Here is a 17,731-nt window from a genome sequence, read left to right on the forward strand (position 1 = left end):
CCAAAGCCTATTTATCCCAGAATGCATTCAAAACACCGCAAAGAAAGTCGTCTAAAAACAAAACATTGGATGCGTGTTTTGAACGACTTAATTCTTAAGATCCTGTATATGAACAAAATATAGGATAATAAAGAATTAATCACGACGATAGCGGAAACTGTGTGCGTGATATCTGTAGGGTAACAAGCTGATAATTTTACACTCCATTTTATTGCTCAATACCGCTATTAACATTAAAAATATTTAAATAATTTGCAAAGGTATATTTTAATTTAATTTTATATATTATTTTAAATAAAGTTTTTAGACTTATTAAAATATTAATTTTTGTGAGTTTGATCTATTTTTCTTGGATTGAAATAGAGTAATTATTACTAAAAATAAGAGAGTGTGAAAAATTACGGTTTATTATTTAATTGAAATCGGGGAAATACCATTAATGAAATCGATTGGATAAATAAAATATAAATGGGATAAGATATGGAGAATAAAAACAAGCTATTATCCTCTGATATAATATCTATCTTTGGTACAGGAGTAAGTGAAATAGCGCTTCTTTCACTTGTATATTCAATTACCAAGTCGGAGATAGATACGTCTTTAATGGTATCTTTAAGGTTAACAGCGAGTATATTAGTTTTTGTAGTTATTGGCGGGCTAACTGCTCGGTTTAGTATGCGAGCTATTTGTATTTCTTCGGATTTCTTCCGGGCAGTAACAATATTTCTTGCTGTATTTGTCAATAATATATATTTATTATTTTTCATATCTTTCCTGCTGTCATTTTTTTCAGGTTTAAATATATCGATAAGGTCAGTGGCGTACCAAGTATTTGTCAGCTCAGAAGAAAGAGTTGCTTTTATATCAAAGCAACAATTCTATTATGGGTTGCTCTCTATATCTTCTCCATTGATAGCCGGTTTTTTGATAAATATGATTTCAATACGATCCTTATTTCTTATTGAATCAATGTGCTTTATGTTATCAATTATATTTTTATTTTTTATCAGTGATTGGGGAACTAAAATAAAGGAAAAAGATATTTCTATGAAATATGGTGGTTTAGAATATATTATCAAGAATAATACTCAGAGAAATATATTATTATTCAGGATAAGTATTTTAACTGCAATGGTATCATACCAAGTGATTTCAACCTATATAATGACGTCTCACTATGCAACAATTGTCTCTTTATTTAATGGATTATATTCGTTTTCTTTTTCTGATTTAATTGCTTATTTTTCATTTTTAGCTTCTGTTTCGATGTTATTTGGATCTTATTTTTCTAGCTACTATTTCAATATAAGTAAATTAAAAAAATCTTTCTTTCTTGGTTCTCTATTGATTGCAGTTGGGAGTATTCTTTGGGCTATGCCTTTGTCAAAAAGTGTCCTGTTATTTTATACTTTGGGAACCATGCTTATTTTTATCGGACTCTCTTTTTTAAGGATATCTCTCTATACATCAGGGCAAGAGCTGACGCCAGAAAAATATTTTGCGAGAATAATATCGTCTTCGGATGCAATTTCAAGAAGTTACCAGTCAGCCTTTGGTATTATAATAATAGGGTTAATCCCTTTGCTAGGAAGTAGTATTTTATTTCTCTTTTTTGCAATGTGCTCTTTGAGTTCAGTTTTTGTTGCAAAAAAAATAAGCGCTGATGTTGAGAATAAACTCACATTAAAGTAATTTTTTGTGAAAAAATTTATCTTCTAATCCCCGGGAGCATAGTATAACTCTGTGACCGGTGTGAGCGATCGTTTTACCGCCTTGCAGCAAGGTCTTACCGTGTTATTATCAGTGGATGGCTCAGAAACAATGCCACAATTTCACGCATAACGATGAGATATGACAAAATGACCGATAAACTAACCTCCCTGCGTAAACTGACAACAGTAGTAGCAGATACCGGGGATATTGCGGCGATGAAACTTTATCAGCCACAAGATGCGACAACTAACCCATCTCTGATCCTTAACGCTGCACAGATTCCTGAATATCGTAAACTAATTGATGAAGCAATTGCGTGGGCGCGCGAACAGAGCGATTCCCGCGAGCAGCAGATTGTGGATGCTAGTGATAAACTGGCGGTAAATATTGGCTTGGAAATTCTGAAATTGATCCCTGGCCGTATTTCGACAGAAGTTGATGCCCGTTTGTCTTATGACACTGAACGAAGTGTTGCCAAAGCTAAACGCCTGATTAAGTTGTATAACGAGGCTGGTATCAGCAATGATCGGATTCTGATCAAATTGGCTTCAACCTGGCAGGGTATTCGCGCGGCTGAACAGCTAGAAAAAGAAGGGATTAACTGTAACCTGACACTACTGTTCTCCTTTGCTCAGGCGCGTGCTTGTGCGGAAGCCGGGGTTTATCTGATCTCGCCATTCGTTGGCCGTATCCTTGATTGGCATAAAGCGAACAGCGATCAGAAAGAGTTCGCTCCACACGAAGATCCAGGCGTCATTTCTGTAACTGAAATCTACCAATACTATAAACAACATGGCTATAACACTGTGGTTATGGGAGCAAGTTTCCGTAATTCCGGTGAGATCTTGGAATTGGCGGGTTGCGACCGTTTGACTATTGCCCCTGCGCTGTTGAAAGAGCTGTCCGAAGCTCAGGGTGAAGTTGAACGTAAACTGGGTTATACCGGTGAAATTAAAGCGCATCCAGAGCCATTGAATGAAGCTCAGTTCTACTGGGAACATCATCAGGATGCAATGGCAACAGAAAAACTGGCGGATGGTATCCGTAAATTTGCTATCGATCAGGGCAAACTTGAGAAGATGATCGCTGATCTGCTGTAATTATGGGCGATAAACTATACCCTATGGATTTCAAGATGCATCGCGACGGCAAGGGAGCGAATCCCCGGGAGCATAGAGAACTATGTGACCGGGGTGAGTGAGTGCAGCCAACAAAGAAGCAACTTGAAAGATAACGGGTATATTCTTTTAGCATTAAAGGCGGCATAATTGGCCGCCTTTTTGCTACTAACTTTTTGCTACTAAATTGTGTTAATTGAGGTTTATATGAATGAACTGCGCATTGGCCTGGTATCCGTCTCTGATCGCGCATCAAGCGGTATTTATCAGGACAAAGGGATTCCGGCATTGGAAGAGTGGCTGAAAAGTGCGATTACCACCCCTTTTCAGATAGAGACTCGTCTGATCCCGGATGAGCAGATCATCATTGAACAAACCTTGTGTGAGTTGGTGGATGAAATCGGCTGTCATCTGGTTTTGACCACCGGTGGAACCGGCCCGGCTCGTCGAGATGTGACGCCTGATGCCACATTAGCGGTTGCAGACCGTGAAATGCCGGGTTATGGCGAACAGATGCGTCAGATTAGTTTGCAATTTGTTCCAACGGCAATTTTATCCCGTCAGGTTGGCGTTATCCGCAAACAGGCGCTGATTTTGAACTTGCCGGGGCAACCAAAAGCAATCGCAGAAACGTTGGAAGGCTTAAAAGACGAAAACGGCAAAGTTCAGGTATCCGGCATTTTTGCCAGTGTGCCGTATTGTATCCAATTGCTGGATGGCCCATATGTGGAAACCAATGATAAGGTAGTCGCCGCTTTTAGACCGAAAAGTGCTCGTCGTTGAATAATGAGTTGATTGTAGAAAGAATCAAAAAATCGAACTTTTATCTGCCACCTATCGAAAGGTAATTTCAACATTTTAAGCTTATAATTAATTTGGTATGTTGATTAGTTTGTTTGGAATAAATTTCGGGGTGAAAAATGGAACGGCTAAAAAAAGTAAAGATTGGTTTTATTGCTGGTTTGGCATTGGTTATGAGCGCAATGGCACCAACGGTGACGTTAGCAATGGAGGCAAAGACCACGGTAGCTCAGTTGATTAATCAGCGTCTCTCTTACATGAAAGATGTGGCAGGATACAAGTCTGAAAATCATTTACCTGTTGAAGTTTTGGCTCAAGAAGAGAAGGTTCTTGCTAGATCAATAAGTGAGGCTGAATCTTTCGGGTTAAATGGAGAATCAGTTAGACCGCTTATTATAATCCAGATGAATGCGGCAAAGGCGATTCAATATCGCTATCGAGCTGATTGGTTGTCAGTTCCTGAAAATGGTTGGCAACCGAAGCCGCTAGATGATGTTCGGATTAAAATTAGCGGGTTAAGTACGGAAATCCTCCAACAAACCGCGATCTTGCTCAAAGCCGGAGAGAAAATAAGCGCTTCTGACAAAGAAATGTTTATGAAGAATATCCAACAACATAACTTAAAAGATTCAGATAAACAGCAAATTTTCTCTGCGCTTGAGAAGGTGAAATTAAAATAAATCACAGTCCCTCGCTCTTTAGCAAGAAAAGTCGGTCTTTTTGAAGTGAACTTTTGGAACTGGATTTGCTTTACGGTTTTTCAAGCTGCCAGCAGCACATACAGCAACAATCTGTTTCGGCATACAGATAACTCTGCCGATATCACGAGACACTGATAATGTTGTATAGGGCTTGATACCTCTCAGATTAAAGTGGCCTTATAGTTTTTCACTGAACGTCATATGTTAAAGATCCCCTACGGGCGGGCGAACTTGCGCCTTATATCTTATTGATGGTAACTCCTCGGAAGTTAAATTTGACGTATACAGTGTAAAAGCCAGTGTGTTGATAAAACCGAACCCAAAGGCTAAGCTTTTTCCTTAACTCCTGCCTGTAATTGTGGTGATAATTTGTTTTTTAGGTTGACAAAATCGACATTATTCATGACATTCATGCATATTGGCATGACAAAAAATCATTTTTGATTGTCATTATATTTAAGAGGTTGGTTATGAATATCATTGCTGAGGACATTGTTGCCCTCATAGAAGCGTCTTTGGATGCTAATTATACAGAAGTTAGAAGTGTCAGTAATAGAATAGCTAAATCCATCAGTGCCGATGATATGGATGTTGCTAAAAAAATTAAATCCATAGTAAGACGTAAGGGAGTTCCACTTCGTAGTTCGGGATATAGTGATAGTTTACCTGTTGACCCTAAATCAAGAATGCCTTTAATTGAGGAACACCAGTGGTCGGTGACCCCTATTTTTTTGGGCGAGTCTGAAAATATTACTTTTAATGCTTTTATTGAAAGTGTTAAGCATCAAAAAAAGCTAATTGAAAATGGGTTATCAGGAAGATTGGGGTTATTGTTATCGGGTCCACCGGGTACTGGTAAGACATTGATTGCTGGTCATATTGCTTCTCAACTAAATAGGCCGTTATTCGTTGTCAGATTAGATTCAGTAATATCATCATTATTGGGTGATACAGCTAAGAATTTAAGGCAAATTTTTGATTATGTACCTTCTAGAAACGGCATATTGTTATTAGATGAGGTTGATGCGGTTGCTAAGATACGTGATGATCGGCACGAAATAGGTGAGCTTAAACGTGTTGTGAATACTTTGATACAAGGCTTAGATTCACTGGATGATAGCGCAGTAGTTATTGCGGCAACTAACCACGCAGATCTTTTAGACCCTGCGATTTGGCGACGTTTTCCATATAAAATTCGCTTTGGTATGCCAAACCTTGAGGTTAGGGAGTCTCTTTGGAATCATTTCCTTTTCCAAGAAAAGGGTATATCAAAGGAGTTAAAAGCACTATCTATAATATCAGACGGATTAAGTGGAGCAGATATTGAAACTATAGCAATAGCAGCGAGAAGACAGGCAATTTTGACTAATTCGAATATTGATATTGTAGCGGTCATTCAAGCAATAATTGAGGGTGACTCACATAACTCGATTATACCTTACAGAGAAGGGTTAAGTTCGGATAATAAAAAAAGCATCGTTAATTTGCTTTCCGAAACTAAATTGTTTACTCAGGCTGAAATCGGTAGTTTTTTGAAACTAAGTAGACAGACAATTTCAAGCTATCTCAAGGAATAGGAATTATGGCTGAGGGTGTTAGAAGTCCTTTATTAAATCCTGTACTATCTTTTTTAGATAAGCCAGTTCCCAATACAGTGAGTGGTGGTGGGAAAAACTCTAAAGGGATAATTTGGGCGCGATTAGATATTCAAAAAGAGAAGCTATCGAAAGAGCTTAGATGTATTAGCGAAGATGATGGTATTGTTTCCCATTCAGGTAAAATTCATCTATTAGCTAAAATGTTTGATGATTCTCTTGCACCATCTTGGACCCCTGATGATTTATTTGAAGCAGATGGTTTAACAAGAATAATTGCTCCGGCTTTTGATGGATACCTAGTCGAAATTTCAGGTTCTAGAATCTCTAGTTTGATTGAAAAAATAGAAAAATCGAAAAATGGTCGAATTAAAGTCGATATTTCTCGTCTTGAAAGTATTATTGGTTTTGATAAAAACCAAGTATTACGAGGAAGAAAGGAAAAAGCTGTTTTTGAAGCGTTCGATGACGTAGAAAAGCAGTTCAACGTTTGGATTTTACCATTCCATGATAAAAAAGCAAGAATATCTGTTAAGAAAGAGCTTGAAGAGTTTGCTAATCAGGAGATTATTGGTTTTGGTCATTCTAAATTTGATAATGTTTTTAAAAATGAAGAAATACAAAAAAAGGGAAATAGATATTTTCCAAGAAAATTGGATGAGTATTTAATTGACGGAATATTATCATTTACCACAGTAATAAATAATTTTGAGAATTTTAATAAGTTAATTAGCTCAGGTATTGTTTATAGAATTGAGCCGGTACATCATGTTTCAGCAAAATCAGTGCCACCAGGTAGCGGTAAAGAACCAATACCTAATTTATCTAACTTGAAAAATATCCCAACAGTAGTAATTGTTGATGGTGGTTGCTCTGCTATTTCTTATTTACCTTTTAATGTAATGAGTATTATTCCATTAGTAGATCAACATGATGCAGATTTAAAGCATGGTAATAAGGTTACTTCAGTAATTTGTCAAGGATCTGCGTGGAATAATAATCTCGCTTTACCTGAGTTGGAGTGCAAGTTTATTAGCGTTCAAGCAATTAATAAAAAAGGAGTCGCTATCCAACCAACGACCGAACAATTTATTAACTATCTTAGAGATGTTGCTAATGAGACAAAAGGGGTATCTCAGGTATGGAATCTTTCATTTAATGAGAGTGAGCCATATTATTCGAATGAGGAAATTAGTTATTTAGGGCATGAAGTTAATCGAATTGCCCGTGAATTTAACATATTACCAATTATTTCAATCGGTAATGTAAGCAGATCAAATAATATAAGATTGTGTCCTCCTGCCGATTGTGAATCTGCTTTAACTATAGCGGGCCGATGTGCGGATGAAAATGGTATGGCAACTACACCTTGCTCGATGAGCTTGCGAGGGCCTGCTCCGGCAGGGATGAAAAAGCCGGAACTATCTTGGTTTTCAACGTTACTAATGATTGGTGGGGTAATAGATACTGGGACTAGTTATAGTACACCTCTTATTTCATCAATAGCAGCACATGCGTTTAAAAATCTAAAAGAACCTACTCCTGATTTAGTTAGAGCGTTGCTAATAAATAAAGCTGAGAGGTGTGCACATGATTTGCGTCTAGGTTGGGGATCACCTTGGAAAGAAGGTAATAACCTTCCTTGGTATTGTGATGAGGGGACAGTTACTCTCGCTTGGAATAGTAAAATTCGTGCAGGGTTTGCATATTATTGGAATGATATTTCTTTACCTACTGAAATGTTGGAAGATGGAAAAATTAAAGGAGAAATAATATTAACAGCAATATTAAAACCCTTGGTTTCTGAACTGGGGGGCGAAAACTATTTTGCTACTAGGCTACAGTGCTCTTTGCAGAGCATTAGTAACGACGGTAAAGTAAAAAATCTTCTTGGTACTATGAAGGAATCTAAAGAAAAAGAACTTCAGTCTCGCCAAGAGTTAGCTAAATGGAGTCCGATAAGACATCATGGAAAATCTTTTTCAGGAGTATCCGTTGATAATACGAAGTTAAGACTCTATGCTCGAATTTTTACCCGTGATTTATATCAGTTTAATATGTCATCACACCATGAACTATCTGAACAAGAGGTATCATTTGTCTTAACTTTTAAAAGTCACGATAAAGATTCTGGTATTTATAACTCAATGAAACAACGTTTAGGACCAAAAGTTGAAGTTGGAATAATTGAGCAAAATATTGATATTGATAATACAATATACCCAATGGATTTCAAGATGCATCGCGACGGCAAGGGAGCGAATCCCCGGGAGCATAGATAACGATGTGACCGGGGTGAGTGAGTGCAGCCAACAAAGAGGCAACTTGAAAGATGACGGGTATATAAACACATAGTATCCCCTGTATTAGCTGCTTGATATAGGGGCGAATTAGATATTTTTGATCTGCCTATCATATCCATTTAAAGATTTCCACAGCCGGTGTTGAAAAATATAAATAAAGGTAGAGACTGCCATGCCCAAAATTGCATTCAATCCTGTTGAACATCCCCATCGTCGTTATAATCCATTAACCGGGCAATGGGTTTTGGTCTCTCCCCATCGGGTGAAACGGCCGTGGCATGGGCAGGATGAGCAGCCATTGATAGACGATATCCCGAACTATGATGAGCAATGTTTTCTTTGCCCATCAAATACACGTATTTCCGGTGATAAAAATCCTGCTTATCAAGGAACTTTTGTTTTTAATAATGATTTTTCGGCTTTAATGCCAGATTTTCCTGAAGTGCCTCAATCATCTCACCCGTTATTTAAAATGCAAGGAGTACGAGGATTAAGTCGCGTGATCTGTTTTTCTCCCGATCACAGTAAGACATTGCCGGAATTGCCGGTTAAACACATTCGTCAGGTAATTGATACTTGGAATGAACACATTGAAATACTGGGTAAGGAATATCTTTGGGTTCAAGTTTTTGAAAATAAGGGTGAAGCAATGGGATGCTCTCAGCCTCATCCGCATGGACAAATTTGGGCAAATAGTTTTCTGCCAAACGAAATTGAGCGTAAAGATAAACAATTGCGTGCTTATTACCAAGAACAGGGTTCTAATTTACTGATGGATTATATTCAGGCTGAATTAGTTGATGGTGAACGGGTAGTGGTCGATACAATCCATTGGTTAGCGGTTGTGCCTTATTGGGCTGCATGGCCTTATGAAACCATGTTGTTACCTAAAGTTCATGTGCGTCGTATGAATGAATTGACGGATGAGCAACGCGATGATTTAGCGGTCGCGCTTAAAAAGCTTACCAGTCGTTATGATAATTTATTTCACAGTTCTTTTCCCTATTCGATGGGTTGGCATTTTGCACCGTTTTTTGAACAAGCCACCGATATTGAACATTGGCAACTGCATGCACTTTTCTATCCGCCATTATTGCGATCGGCTACTGTGCGAAAATTTATGGTGGGCTATGAAATGTTTGCTGAAACACAACGTGATTTAACGGCAGAGCAAGCAGCTCAGTTTTTGCGTGCTGTGAGCGATGTACATTATAAAGAGCAACAATGTTAATTATCTGACAGGATATTTCATGAAAAGTATCGTTCAGTTAATACCTTATTTGAGAATAAAATGATGAAAACTTTAATTAATCGCGTTAAAAATGTTTTTGATTTAGTATTTCATTATATGCCGACACATATTATTCAAGCGCCGGGTCGGGTTAATTTGATTGGAGAGCATACGGATTATAATGATGGCTTTGTATTGCCATGTGCTATTAATTACCAAATTGTGGCTGCTGCGGCGAAACGAGAAGATAATATTATCCGCGTTGTTTCGGTTGATTACGGCAATCAATTAGACGAATTTGATATTAGCCAATCTATTACATTTCACGAAAGTAAAATGTGGTCCAATTATATTCGCGGTGTTGTAACGTGTTTGCTCAGTCGTGGCTATATATTTAACGGGGCAGATATTGTGGTAGCGGGGAATGTGCCACAAGGGGCGGGATTGAGTTCATCGGCAGCATTGGAAACAGTTATTGGTCAAACAATTAAAAACCTTTACCACTTAGCCATTAGCCAAACAGAAATTGCCTTAAATGGGCAGCAAGCTGAAAATGAATTTGTTGGCTGTCATTGTGGCATTATGGATCAATTAATTTCCGCGCAAGGTAAGAAAAATCATGCATTATTAATTGATTGTCGTCATTTAACCACGCAAGCTGTATCTATGCCGAAAGATATTATAGTTATGATTATTAATTCAAATAAAAAACGGGAATTGGTTGGCAGTGAATATAATATCCGTCGGGCTCAATGCGAACAAGCAGCGGCATTATTTGGGGTTAAAGCTTTGCGGGATGTGACATTAGATGAATTTGAAAAACGGAGTGTTGAGCTTGATAACGTGGAGCTTGATAACATAGTGGCTAAACGTGCACGTCATGTAATCACAGAAAATGAACGTACACTTCTGGCGGCAAAAGCGTTGGCAGAGGGTGATATGCCATTAATCGCGGAACTGATGGCGCAATCACATCAGTCAATGCGTGATGATTTTGAAATTACCGTGCCCGAAATCGATACCTTGGTTGATATTGTGCAGCAAGCCATTGGTAAACAGGGTGGAGTGAGGATGACCGGCGGTGGGTTTGGTGGATGCGTGGTGGCTTTAGTTCCACAAACTTTGGTTAATGTGGTTAAGGGGGCGGTTGAGCAACACTATTTTGCGTTGACAGGTCTGAAAGAGACCATTTATGTATGTCAGGCTTCGGATGGTGCAAGTTTGGTTGAAATAGGGTAGCAATATGCTCATAACGGGACCGGAAGAGGGGAAAAATTTTTCCTTCTTCCAACCCGCGGTTTATTACGGTTTTATCTCTCCAATGGGCAGAATAGTGCGTCCATACTGTTCATTCAGCACTTCCGCCATTGCCAGATAAAATGCGCTGGCACCACAAATTATCCCTTCATAACCGGCAATCGTCAGAAGAGTGGTATTGCCAGTAAAGTTGCCAATCGCTAACAGAGCGAACAACAGTGTCAGGCCTCCAAAGATAAACTGTAGTACGCGGTTAGCCTTGAAGGTGCCAAAGAACATAAACAGAGTAAACACCCCCCACAGGCCAAGATATACCGCTAAATATTGGCTGCTGGTGGCTTCTGCCAGTCCCATTTTGGGCAGAAATAATAACCCGACCAGACTGAGCCAAAACAACCCATAAGAGGTGAAAGCAGTTGCGGCAAAGGTATTGCCTTTCTTATATTCAAAAAGCCCTGCCAATACTTGAGCCAGGCCGCCGTAGAAAATGCCCATACTCAGGATAACGGATGCTAGTGGAAAGAAACCTGCGTTATGCAGATTCAGAAGAATGGTTGTCATGCCGAAGCCCATTAAACCTAAGGGGCCGGGGTTAGCCAATTGATTAGCGTTCATAAGTCCTCTGAAAGAAAGTCATATACCCGTCATCTTTCAAGTTGCCTCTTTGTTGGCTGCACTCACTCACCCCGGTCACATAGTTTTCTATGCTCCCGGGGATTCGCTCCCTTGCCGTCGCGATGCATCTTGAAATCCATAGGGTATAAATAGCAAAGGTGGCGAATCATAATGATCTGTCAGCAAGGAAACAATGACCTTTGAAATAATAAAAAGGTTTTTTTTCGCATCCCCCCTTGATGATAGTTTTAACGACCCCATCTTATAATCAACCGCAGTTGCTAATCGCTGCCCTAATACAGTCAGTGTATATAAGCAAGGGTGAGGAATCGCGTAGAGGCATAAAAATAGGTGCCATTGAAAAGCAGAGAGTTATCCTCATATTGGTTAGCAACTTGATTGATTACGAATTTCTTTGGAGGCGTTTAGATGGGTAAAATTATTGGTATCGACCTGGGAACTACCAACTCTTGTGTAGCTATTATGGATGGCACGACAGCTCGTGTGTTGGAAAACAGCGAAGGTGATCGCACAACCCCTTCCATCATTGCTTATACCCAGGATGGTGAAACTCTGGTTGGTCAACCGGCTAAACGTCAGGCTGTTACTAACCCGCAAAATACGTTGTTTGCTATTAAACGTCTGATTGGCCGTCGTTTCCAAGACGAAGAAGCGCAACGCGACGTAGCTATCATGCCATACAAAATTATTGCGGCAGATAATGGCGACGCATGGCTGGAAGTGAAAGACCAGAAAATGGCTCCTCCTCAGGTTTCTGCTGAAGTTTTGAAGAAAATGAAGAAAACAGCGGAAGATTATCTGGGTGAGCCAGTGACTGAAGCGGTAATCACTGTACCTGCCTATTTTAACGATGCTCAGCGTCAAGCAACCAAAGATGCTGGCCGTATCGCAGGTCTGGAAGTAAAACGTATTATCAACGAACCAACTGCTGCTGCACTGGCTTATGGCTTGGACAGAGAAGTAGGTAACCGTACTATCGCGGTTTATGACCTTGGTGGTGGTACTTTCGATATCTCTATTATTGAAATTGATGAAGTTGATGGCGAAAAAACCTATGAAGTGCTGGCGACCAACGGTGATACTCACTTGGGTGGTGAAGACTTCGACAGTCGTATGATCAACTATCTGGTTGACGAATTTAAGAAAGATCAGGGCATTGATCTGCGTAACGACCCATTGGCAATGCAACGTCTGAAAGAAGCCGCGGAAAAAGCAAAAATTGAGCTCTCTTCTGCACAACAGACCGATGTTAACCTGCCATATATCACCGCGGATGCAACTGGTCCTAAGCACATGAATATCAAAGTGACCCGTGCGAAGCTGGAATCATTGGTAGAAGAGCTGGTTAAACGTTCTATGGAGCCTGTACGAGTTGCATTGCAAGATGCCGGCCTGTCAGTTTCTGATGTGAACGATGTCATTCTGGTGGGCGGTCAGACCCGTATGCCAATGGTACAGAAAGTGGTTGCTGACTTCTTCGGTAAAGAGCCACGTAAAGATGTGAACCCTGACGAAGCGGTAGCAATGGGTGCTGCGGTACAGGGCGGTGTTTTGGCCGGTGATGTGAAAGATGTCTTGTTGCTGGATGTTACACCACTGTCTCTGGGTATCGAAACAATGGGTGGCGTAATGACTTCCCTCATTGTGAAAAACACCACGATCCCAACCAAACACAGCCAGGTGTTCTCTACGGCGGAAGACAATCAGTCTGCGGTAACTATCCATGTGTTGCAGGGTGAGCGTAAACGTGCCGGTGATAACAAATCTCTGGGCCAGTTCAATTTGGATGGTATCCAAGCCGCACCTCGTGGTATGCCTCAGATTGAAGTGACTTTTGATATTGATGCTGATGGTATTCTGCATGTGTCTGCTAAAGACAAAAATAGTGGCCGCGAACAGCAGATCACTATCAAGGCTTCTTCCGGTTTGAATGAGGAAGAAATTCAACGGATGGTTCGTGATGCAGAAGCGAACGCGGAATCTGATCGTAAGTTTGAAGAGTTGGTACAAGTCCGTAACCAGGCAGATCAACTGGTTCACGGCACGCGTAAGCAAGTAGAAGAAGCGGGTGACAAGCTGCCAGCAGAAGATAAAACCGCGATTGAAAGCGCTGTAGCTGAGTTGGAAAAAGTTGCTAAAGGCGAAGACAAAGCGGATATCGAAGCGAAAATTCAGGCTTTGGTTCAGGCTTCCGCTAAGCTGTTGGAAATTGCTCAGCAGCAGGCTCAGGCTGGTGCAACCGCAGACGCTGGTGACAGTGCGAAGAAAGATGACGACGTTGTAGACGCTGAATTCGAAGAAGTTAAAGATAAAAAATAATAGCCCTTAGCGGGCGCGGTGACAGTTAGATGATGATAACTGTTGCTGATTAACCGGCACGGGCGTTGAGGGAACTCTGCGCCCGTGCGCGCATGTTAAGGGTAAAATAAGAGATGGCAAAAAGAGATTATTACGAGGTTTTGGGGGTTTCCAAAACAGCGGACGAAAAAGAGATTAAAAAAGCCTATAAGCGGCTGGCGATGAAATATCATCCCGATCGCAATCAGGGTAATAAAGAGGCAGAAAGCCAATTCAAAGAAGTTAAAGAAGCTTATGAAATTCTGACGGATGACCAGAAACGGGCTGCTTATGACCAATATGGTCATGCTGCTTTTGAACAAGGCGGCATGGGCGGTGGCGGCGGTGCTGATTTTAGCGATATCTTTGGTGACGTTTTCGGTGATATTTTCGGTGGTGGTCGTCGTCAACAGCGTCCAAGCCGCGGTGCTGATTTGCGTTACAGCATGGAGTTGACGCTGGAAGAAGCGGTTCGTGGTGTGACCAAAGAGATCCGTATCCCGACACTGGAAACTTGTGATATCTGTCATGGTAGCGGCGCTAAAGCAGGAACCAGCCCTGTAACCTGTTCAACCTGTCAAGGTGCTGGTCAGGTTCATATGCGTCAGGGATTTTTCACCGTTCAGCAACCTTGCCCACACTGTCATGGCCGTGGTCAGATCATCAAAGATTCTTGCCATAAATGTCATGGTCATGGGCGAGTTGAAAGATACAAAACCCTGTCTGTCAAAATCCCGGCGGGTGTGGATACCGGTGACCGCGTTCGTTTGAGTGGTGAGGGTGAAGCGGGAGCTAAAGGCGCACCCGCAGGTGATTTGTATGTTCAGGTACAGGTGAAATCACACCATATTTTTGAGCGTCAAGAAAGTAATCTCTATTGTGAAGTGCCGGTTAACTTTGCAATGGCGGCACTGGGCGGAGAAATTGAAGTTCCAACTCTCGATGGCCGTGTGAAACTGAAAATTCCTGCGGAAACCCAGACAGGTAAAATGTTCCGCATGAAAGGCAAAGGTGTTAAATCTGTGCGCGGTGGTGTTCAGGGTGATTTATTGTGCCGGGTAGTGGTAGAAACGCCGGTTAAATTAAATGAAAGACAGAAAGAATTACTGCGCGAATTGGGTGAATCTTTCGGTGGGACCGGCGAAGAAACGAATAGCCCACGTTCTAAAAGTTTCTTCGATGGCGTAAAGAAATTTTTTGATGATTTGACCAAGTAAATATCTTCACATAATAGAGCTGGATTGTTAAATAAAGCTCGAATTATGGGTAAAAAGTCCTCGTTTTAGATGAGGACTTTTTGTTTTGGTTAAGAATTATAAACTAAACGTAATTTGTGTGAGCAAATTATAGGCATCATCCTCTTTTGGTGTCACTGATGGGTGATGAGTATACGATAAGCTATTAGTCCAATAGATGCCGTTGTAAACACGATAGCTATACGCTACAGAAGCGGTTGTACTATAACTTTCAGCAAGTTGACCATTGCGAGCAAAATAATTTTTTGCATCGTCACTGAACTTATTATAGGCCAGACCAAAAGTAACCATATCGTTTGGACGCGAATCAAATGGACCAATGCTGAACAGTGATAATGAAATGTCGGCATTAAACAGGTTACGATCCTTTGGCGCATAGTTGGCTTTACCGTCAATATACCAGCCACGGAAAGGCATTGACGTATCCGGCTTGGTTATTTGGTGGGTAGCGGCGATATAATGAGAGTAAGTGTAATTTTCATACTCTGAATTGTTATAGTTAAAATAAGGGGTTTTATTGAACACCGATCCACCCCGAAGCCAGATCATATTTTCCGTTTCATTGGCATTAACACGATAACCTAATTCATTGATGACTAAGGTGCCTGCACTGGGAAGTTTCCAACGCAGGCCGTAAGTATTATATTTTGAATCTGCCTTTAAACCTTCCGAGCTTTGACTTCTGGCAACACCAATGTGGTCATACCAACGTTTATTTTCTGATAGAAACCGAATATCTATCGATGGACTTGGTTTGCTAATGGTTAGTCCAGCTTGGGACAACATCACACTGGTTGGCCCTAGCGCTGATGATGCTGTACTGCTACCCAAAAATAAGCCATAAAAATGGGAGAGTAGTGTCGTATAGCCATAATTTAATATGACTCGATCATTCAATAAGGGTTGATTAATGGAAAAGGCTGAGACAAAAGGATGTCCATCTTGACCATTATTTTTGAAGTTATTATAAGCATAGGTTAAACCTAAACGCAGTTGTGCTTTATCAGTGAAACCAATCCGTGATAAATCATAAGTGAGTTCTGTCGCGGCGATATTACCGGTAGTTAAGCGCTGTCCCATATAATTGGGATTAGGCGTATTTTTCCAGCTTCTTGATATATCGTAGGTTAGATTAGTAAGTAGTTGAAAATTTGCATAAAAGCCACGATCGGCCATCTCTTTTCTAAGGCCGCCCCATTCAGGAAATACCGTATCGCATGCAGATGAAACCGAAGGTGTTTCTGGTCCTCTTGGTAAAAGGGTATCATACGAGTGGCAGTTATTTTCCGCTGCTACAGTGACATTGTTATAAAGCAAAATAAGTGGAATCGTGAGTAAAAGAAATTTATTGGTTATTTTCATTTTCTACCTCCGGGGCTTGAAGGGTATTACCGTGACTGCTGATCACCGCTTTATACCAATTAAAACTTTTTTTACGCCGCCGTTCTAATGTCCCATTGCCTTGGTCATCGCGATCGACATAAATAAACCCGTACCGTTTTGACATTTCTGCGGTAGAAGCGCTGACCAAATCTATTGGCCCCCATGAGGTATATCCTAATAACTGAACTCCATCTTCAATGGCTTCCCGTATCTGAAATAAATGATCGTTAAGATATTTAATACGATAATCATCAATAATAGAGCCATCGTCTTGAATAACATCTCTGGCGCCCAAACCGTTTTCTACAATAAACAGGGGTTTTTGGTAACGGTCATATAGCATATTGAGAAGATAGCGAATGCCTTTAGGATCGATTTGCCATCCCCATTCTGAGCTGGACAGATAAGGATTTTTCACCGGATTAATGATATTCCCCGAGGTCTTGATAATCTCAAGGTTTGTTGTTGCGCAGCTACTCATGTAGTAACTGAAAGAGAGGAAATCAACGGTTTCTTTGAGTGCTATTTTATCTTCATCTGTGATATCAAGTGTGATATTTTTTTCTTTAAATAGACGGGTCATATAAGATGGATAATATCCACGAGCTTGTACATCAAAGAAGAATAGCCATTCACGATTCTTTTTCAATGATTCTAATATATCATCGGGATGACAAGTTAATGGATAATAAGGGGCCGCTGCCACCATATTACCTATTTTTGCATCAGGAATAATTTCATGGCAGGCTTTAACTGCGTTAGCACTGGCAACTAATTGATAATGTAGTGCCTGATAAATATCTTGAATTTTACTATTTTCTGGTAATCCTGCACTGGTAAAACAGGAGAATAAAGACATATTAATTTCATTGAATGTCAGCCAATATTTTACTTTATGCTGGTAACGTTCAAAAACAGTTCTGGCATAATTGTCAAAAAACGCAATTGTTTTCCGATTTCCCCAACCACCATATTTTTTTACTAAGCCATAAGGCATTTCAAAATGAGAAAGCGTAATGATTGGTTGAATATTATATTTTATCATTTCGTCAAACAGGCGATCATAAAAAGCCAGGCCGTTTTCGTTCGGTATTTCTTCATCTCCCTCAGGGAATATACGTGTCCAGGCGATGGAGGTTCTCAGGCATTTAAATCCCATTTCAGCAAATAGCGCAATATCCTCAGCATAACGATGATAAAAATCGATACCAATATCCTTAATATGAAAATCACCTAAATTGCGTTCTATGCTGTGACCAATGACGCCGTGGGGTTGCATATCTGAGGTTGATAACCCTTTTCCATCTATTTGATGGGCTCCTTCAACCTGATTTGCCGCCAGCGCTCCTCCCCAAAGGAAGTTATTTGGAAATTGTTTTTTCATGATTTTCCTCTTGTTA

The 17,731-nt window shown here is 40.3% G+C and carries 13 protein-coding genes; 10 read left to right on the forward strand and 3 right to left on the reverse strand.

The features are described from left to right. Positions 1 to 480 precede the first annotated feature (480 nt). From SLS51_RS13185 to galK, 8 genes are all read left to right on the forward strand, one after another. A complete protein-coding gene (locus tag SLS51_RS13185; RefSeq protein ID WP_323839126.1) occupies positions 481 to 1,692 on the forward strand; it encodes an MFS transporter in 1,212 nt (403 codons plus the stop codon). Positions 1,693 to 1,859: 167 nt separating this feature from the next. Further along, positions 1,860 to 2,813: a transaldolase gene (tal, locus tag SLS51_RS13190; RefSeq protein WP_323839128.1), complete on the forward strand. Its 954-nt coding sequence runs from the start codon at positions 1,860 to 1,862 to the stop codon at positions 2,811 to 2,813. A gap of 225 nt (positions 2,814 to 3,038) precedes the next feature. Next, complete coding sequence (gene mog / locus SLS51_RS13195; protein ID WP_112872361.1) at positions 3,039 to 3,614, forward strand: molybdopterin adenylyltransferase; 576 nt, start codon at positions 3,039 to 3,041, stop codon at positions 3,612 to 3,614. A 137-nt stretch (positions 3,615 to 3,751) separates the two neighbouring features. After that, positions 3,752 to 4,312 carry a chorismate mutase gene (locus SLS51_RS13200; protein ID WP_323839131.1) on the forward strand — a complete coding sequence of 187 codons (561 nt, stop codon included), beginning with the start codon at positions 3,752 to 3,754 and terminating at the stop codon, positions 4,310 to 4,312. Positions 4,313 to 4,803: 491 nt separating this feature from the next. Next, positions 4,804 to 5,910, forward strand: coding sequence for an AAA family ATPase (locus SLS51_RS13205; RefSeq protein WP_323839133.1), 1,107 nt, complete (start codon positions 4,804 to 4,806; stop codon positions 5,908 to 5,910). A gap of 5 nt (positions 5,911 to 5,915) precedes the next feature. Continuing rightward, positions 5,916 to 8,210, forward strand: a complete 2,295-nt coding sequence (locus tag SLS51_RS13210; RefSeq protein ID WP_323839135.1) for a S8 family serine peptidase — start codon at positions 5,916 to 5,918, stop codon at positions 8,208 to 8,210. A 193-nt stretch (positions 8,211 to 8,403) separates the two neighbouring features. Further along, a complete protein-coding gene (locus SLS51_RS13215) occupies positions 8,404 to 9,462 on the forward strand; it encodes a UDP-glucose--hexose-1-phosphate uridylyltransferase (protein ID WP_323839137.1) in 1,059 nt (352 codons plus the stop codon). A 63-nt stretch (positions 9,463 to 9,525) separates the two neighbouring features. Beyond that, complete coding sequence (gene galK, locus SLS51_RS13220) at positions 9,526 to 10,701, forward strand: galactokinase (protein ID WP_323839225.1); 1,176 nt, start codon at positions 9,526 to 9,528, stop codon at positions 10,699 to 10,701. 63 nt (positions 10,702 to 10,764) lie between these two features. On the opposite strand, the gene satP is transcribed toward galK, so the two are convergent. Then, positions 10,765 to 11,334, reverse strand: a complete 570-nt coding sequence (gene satP / locus SLS51_RS13225; protein WP_011144957.1) for an acetate uptake transporter — start codon at positions 11,332 to 11,334, stop codon at positions 10,765 to 10,767. A gap of 429 nt (positions 11,335 to 11,763) precedes the next feature. Between satP and dnaK the strand changes: the two genes are divergently transcribed. After that, positions 11,764 to 13,674: a molecular chaperone DnaK gene (dnaK, locus tag SLS51_RS13230; RefSeq protein WP_323839139.1), complete on the forward strand. Its 1,911-nt coding sequence runs from the start codon at positions 11,764 to 11,766 to the stop codon at positions 13,672 to 13,674. A gap of 113 nt (positions 13,675 to 13,787) precedes the next feature. Next, the gene (gene dnaJ / locus SLS51_RS13235) at positions 13,788 to 14,909 is read left to right on the forward strand and encodes a molecular chaperone DnaJ (RefSeq protein WP_323839141.1); all 1,122 of its coding nucleotides are present in this window, start codon (positions 13,788 to 13,790) and stop codon (positions 14,907 to 14,909) included. Between the two features lie 96 nt (positions 14,910 to 15,005). Here the strand turns inward: dnaJ and SLS51_RS13240 are convergent, their stop codons facing one another. Both SLS51_RS13240 and SLS51_RS13245 read right to left on the reverse strand, forming a co-directional pair. After that, on the reverse strand, positions 15,006 to 16,310 hold the full coding sequence (locus SLS51_RS13240) for a carbohydrate porin (RefSeq protein ID WP_323839143.1): 1,305 nt from the start codon (positions 16,308 to 16,310) through the stop codon (positions 15,006 to 15,008). Then, entirely contained in the window at positions 16,294 to 17,715 is a 1,422-nt protein-coding gene (locus SLS51_RS13245) for a glycoside hydrolase family 1 protein (protein ID WP_323839145.1), read from the reverse strand. The genes SLS51_RS13240 and SLS51_RS13245 overlap by 17 nt, the downstream gene beginning before the upstream one ends. Between the last annotated feature and the right edge of the window lie 16 nt (positions 17,716 to 17,731).

The sequence above is a fragment of the Photorhabdus africana genome (genome assembly GCF_035181445.1).
Taxonomy (GTDB): domain Bacteria; phylum Pseudomonadota; class Gammaproteobacteria; order Enterobacterales; family Enterobacteriaceae; genus Photorhabdus; species Photorhabdus laumondii.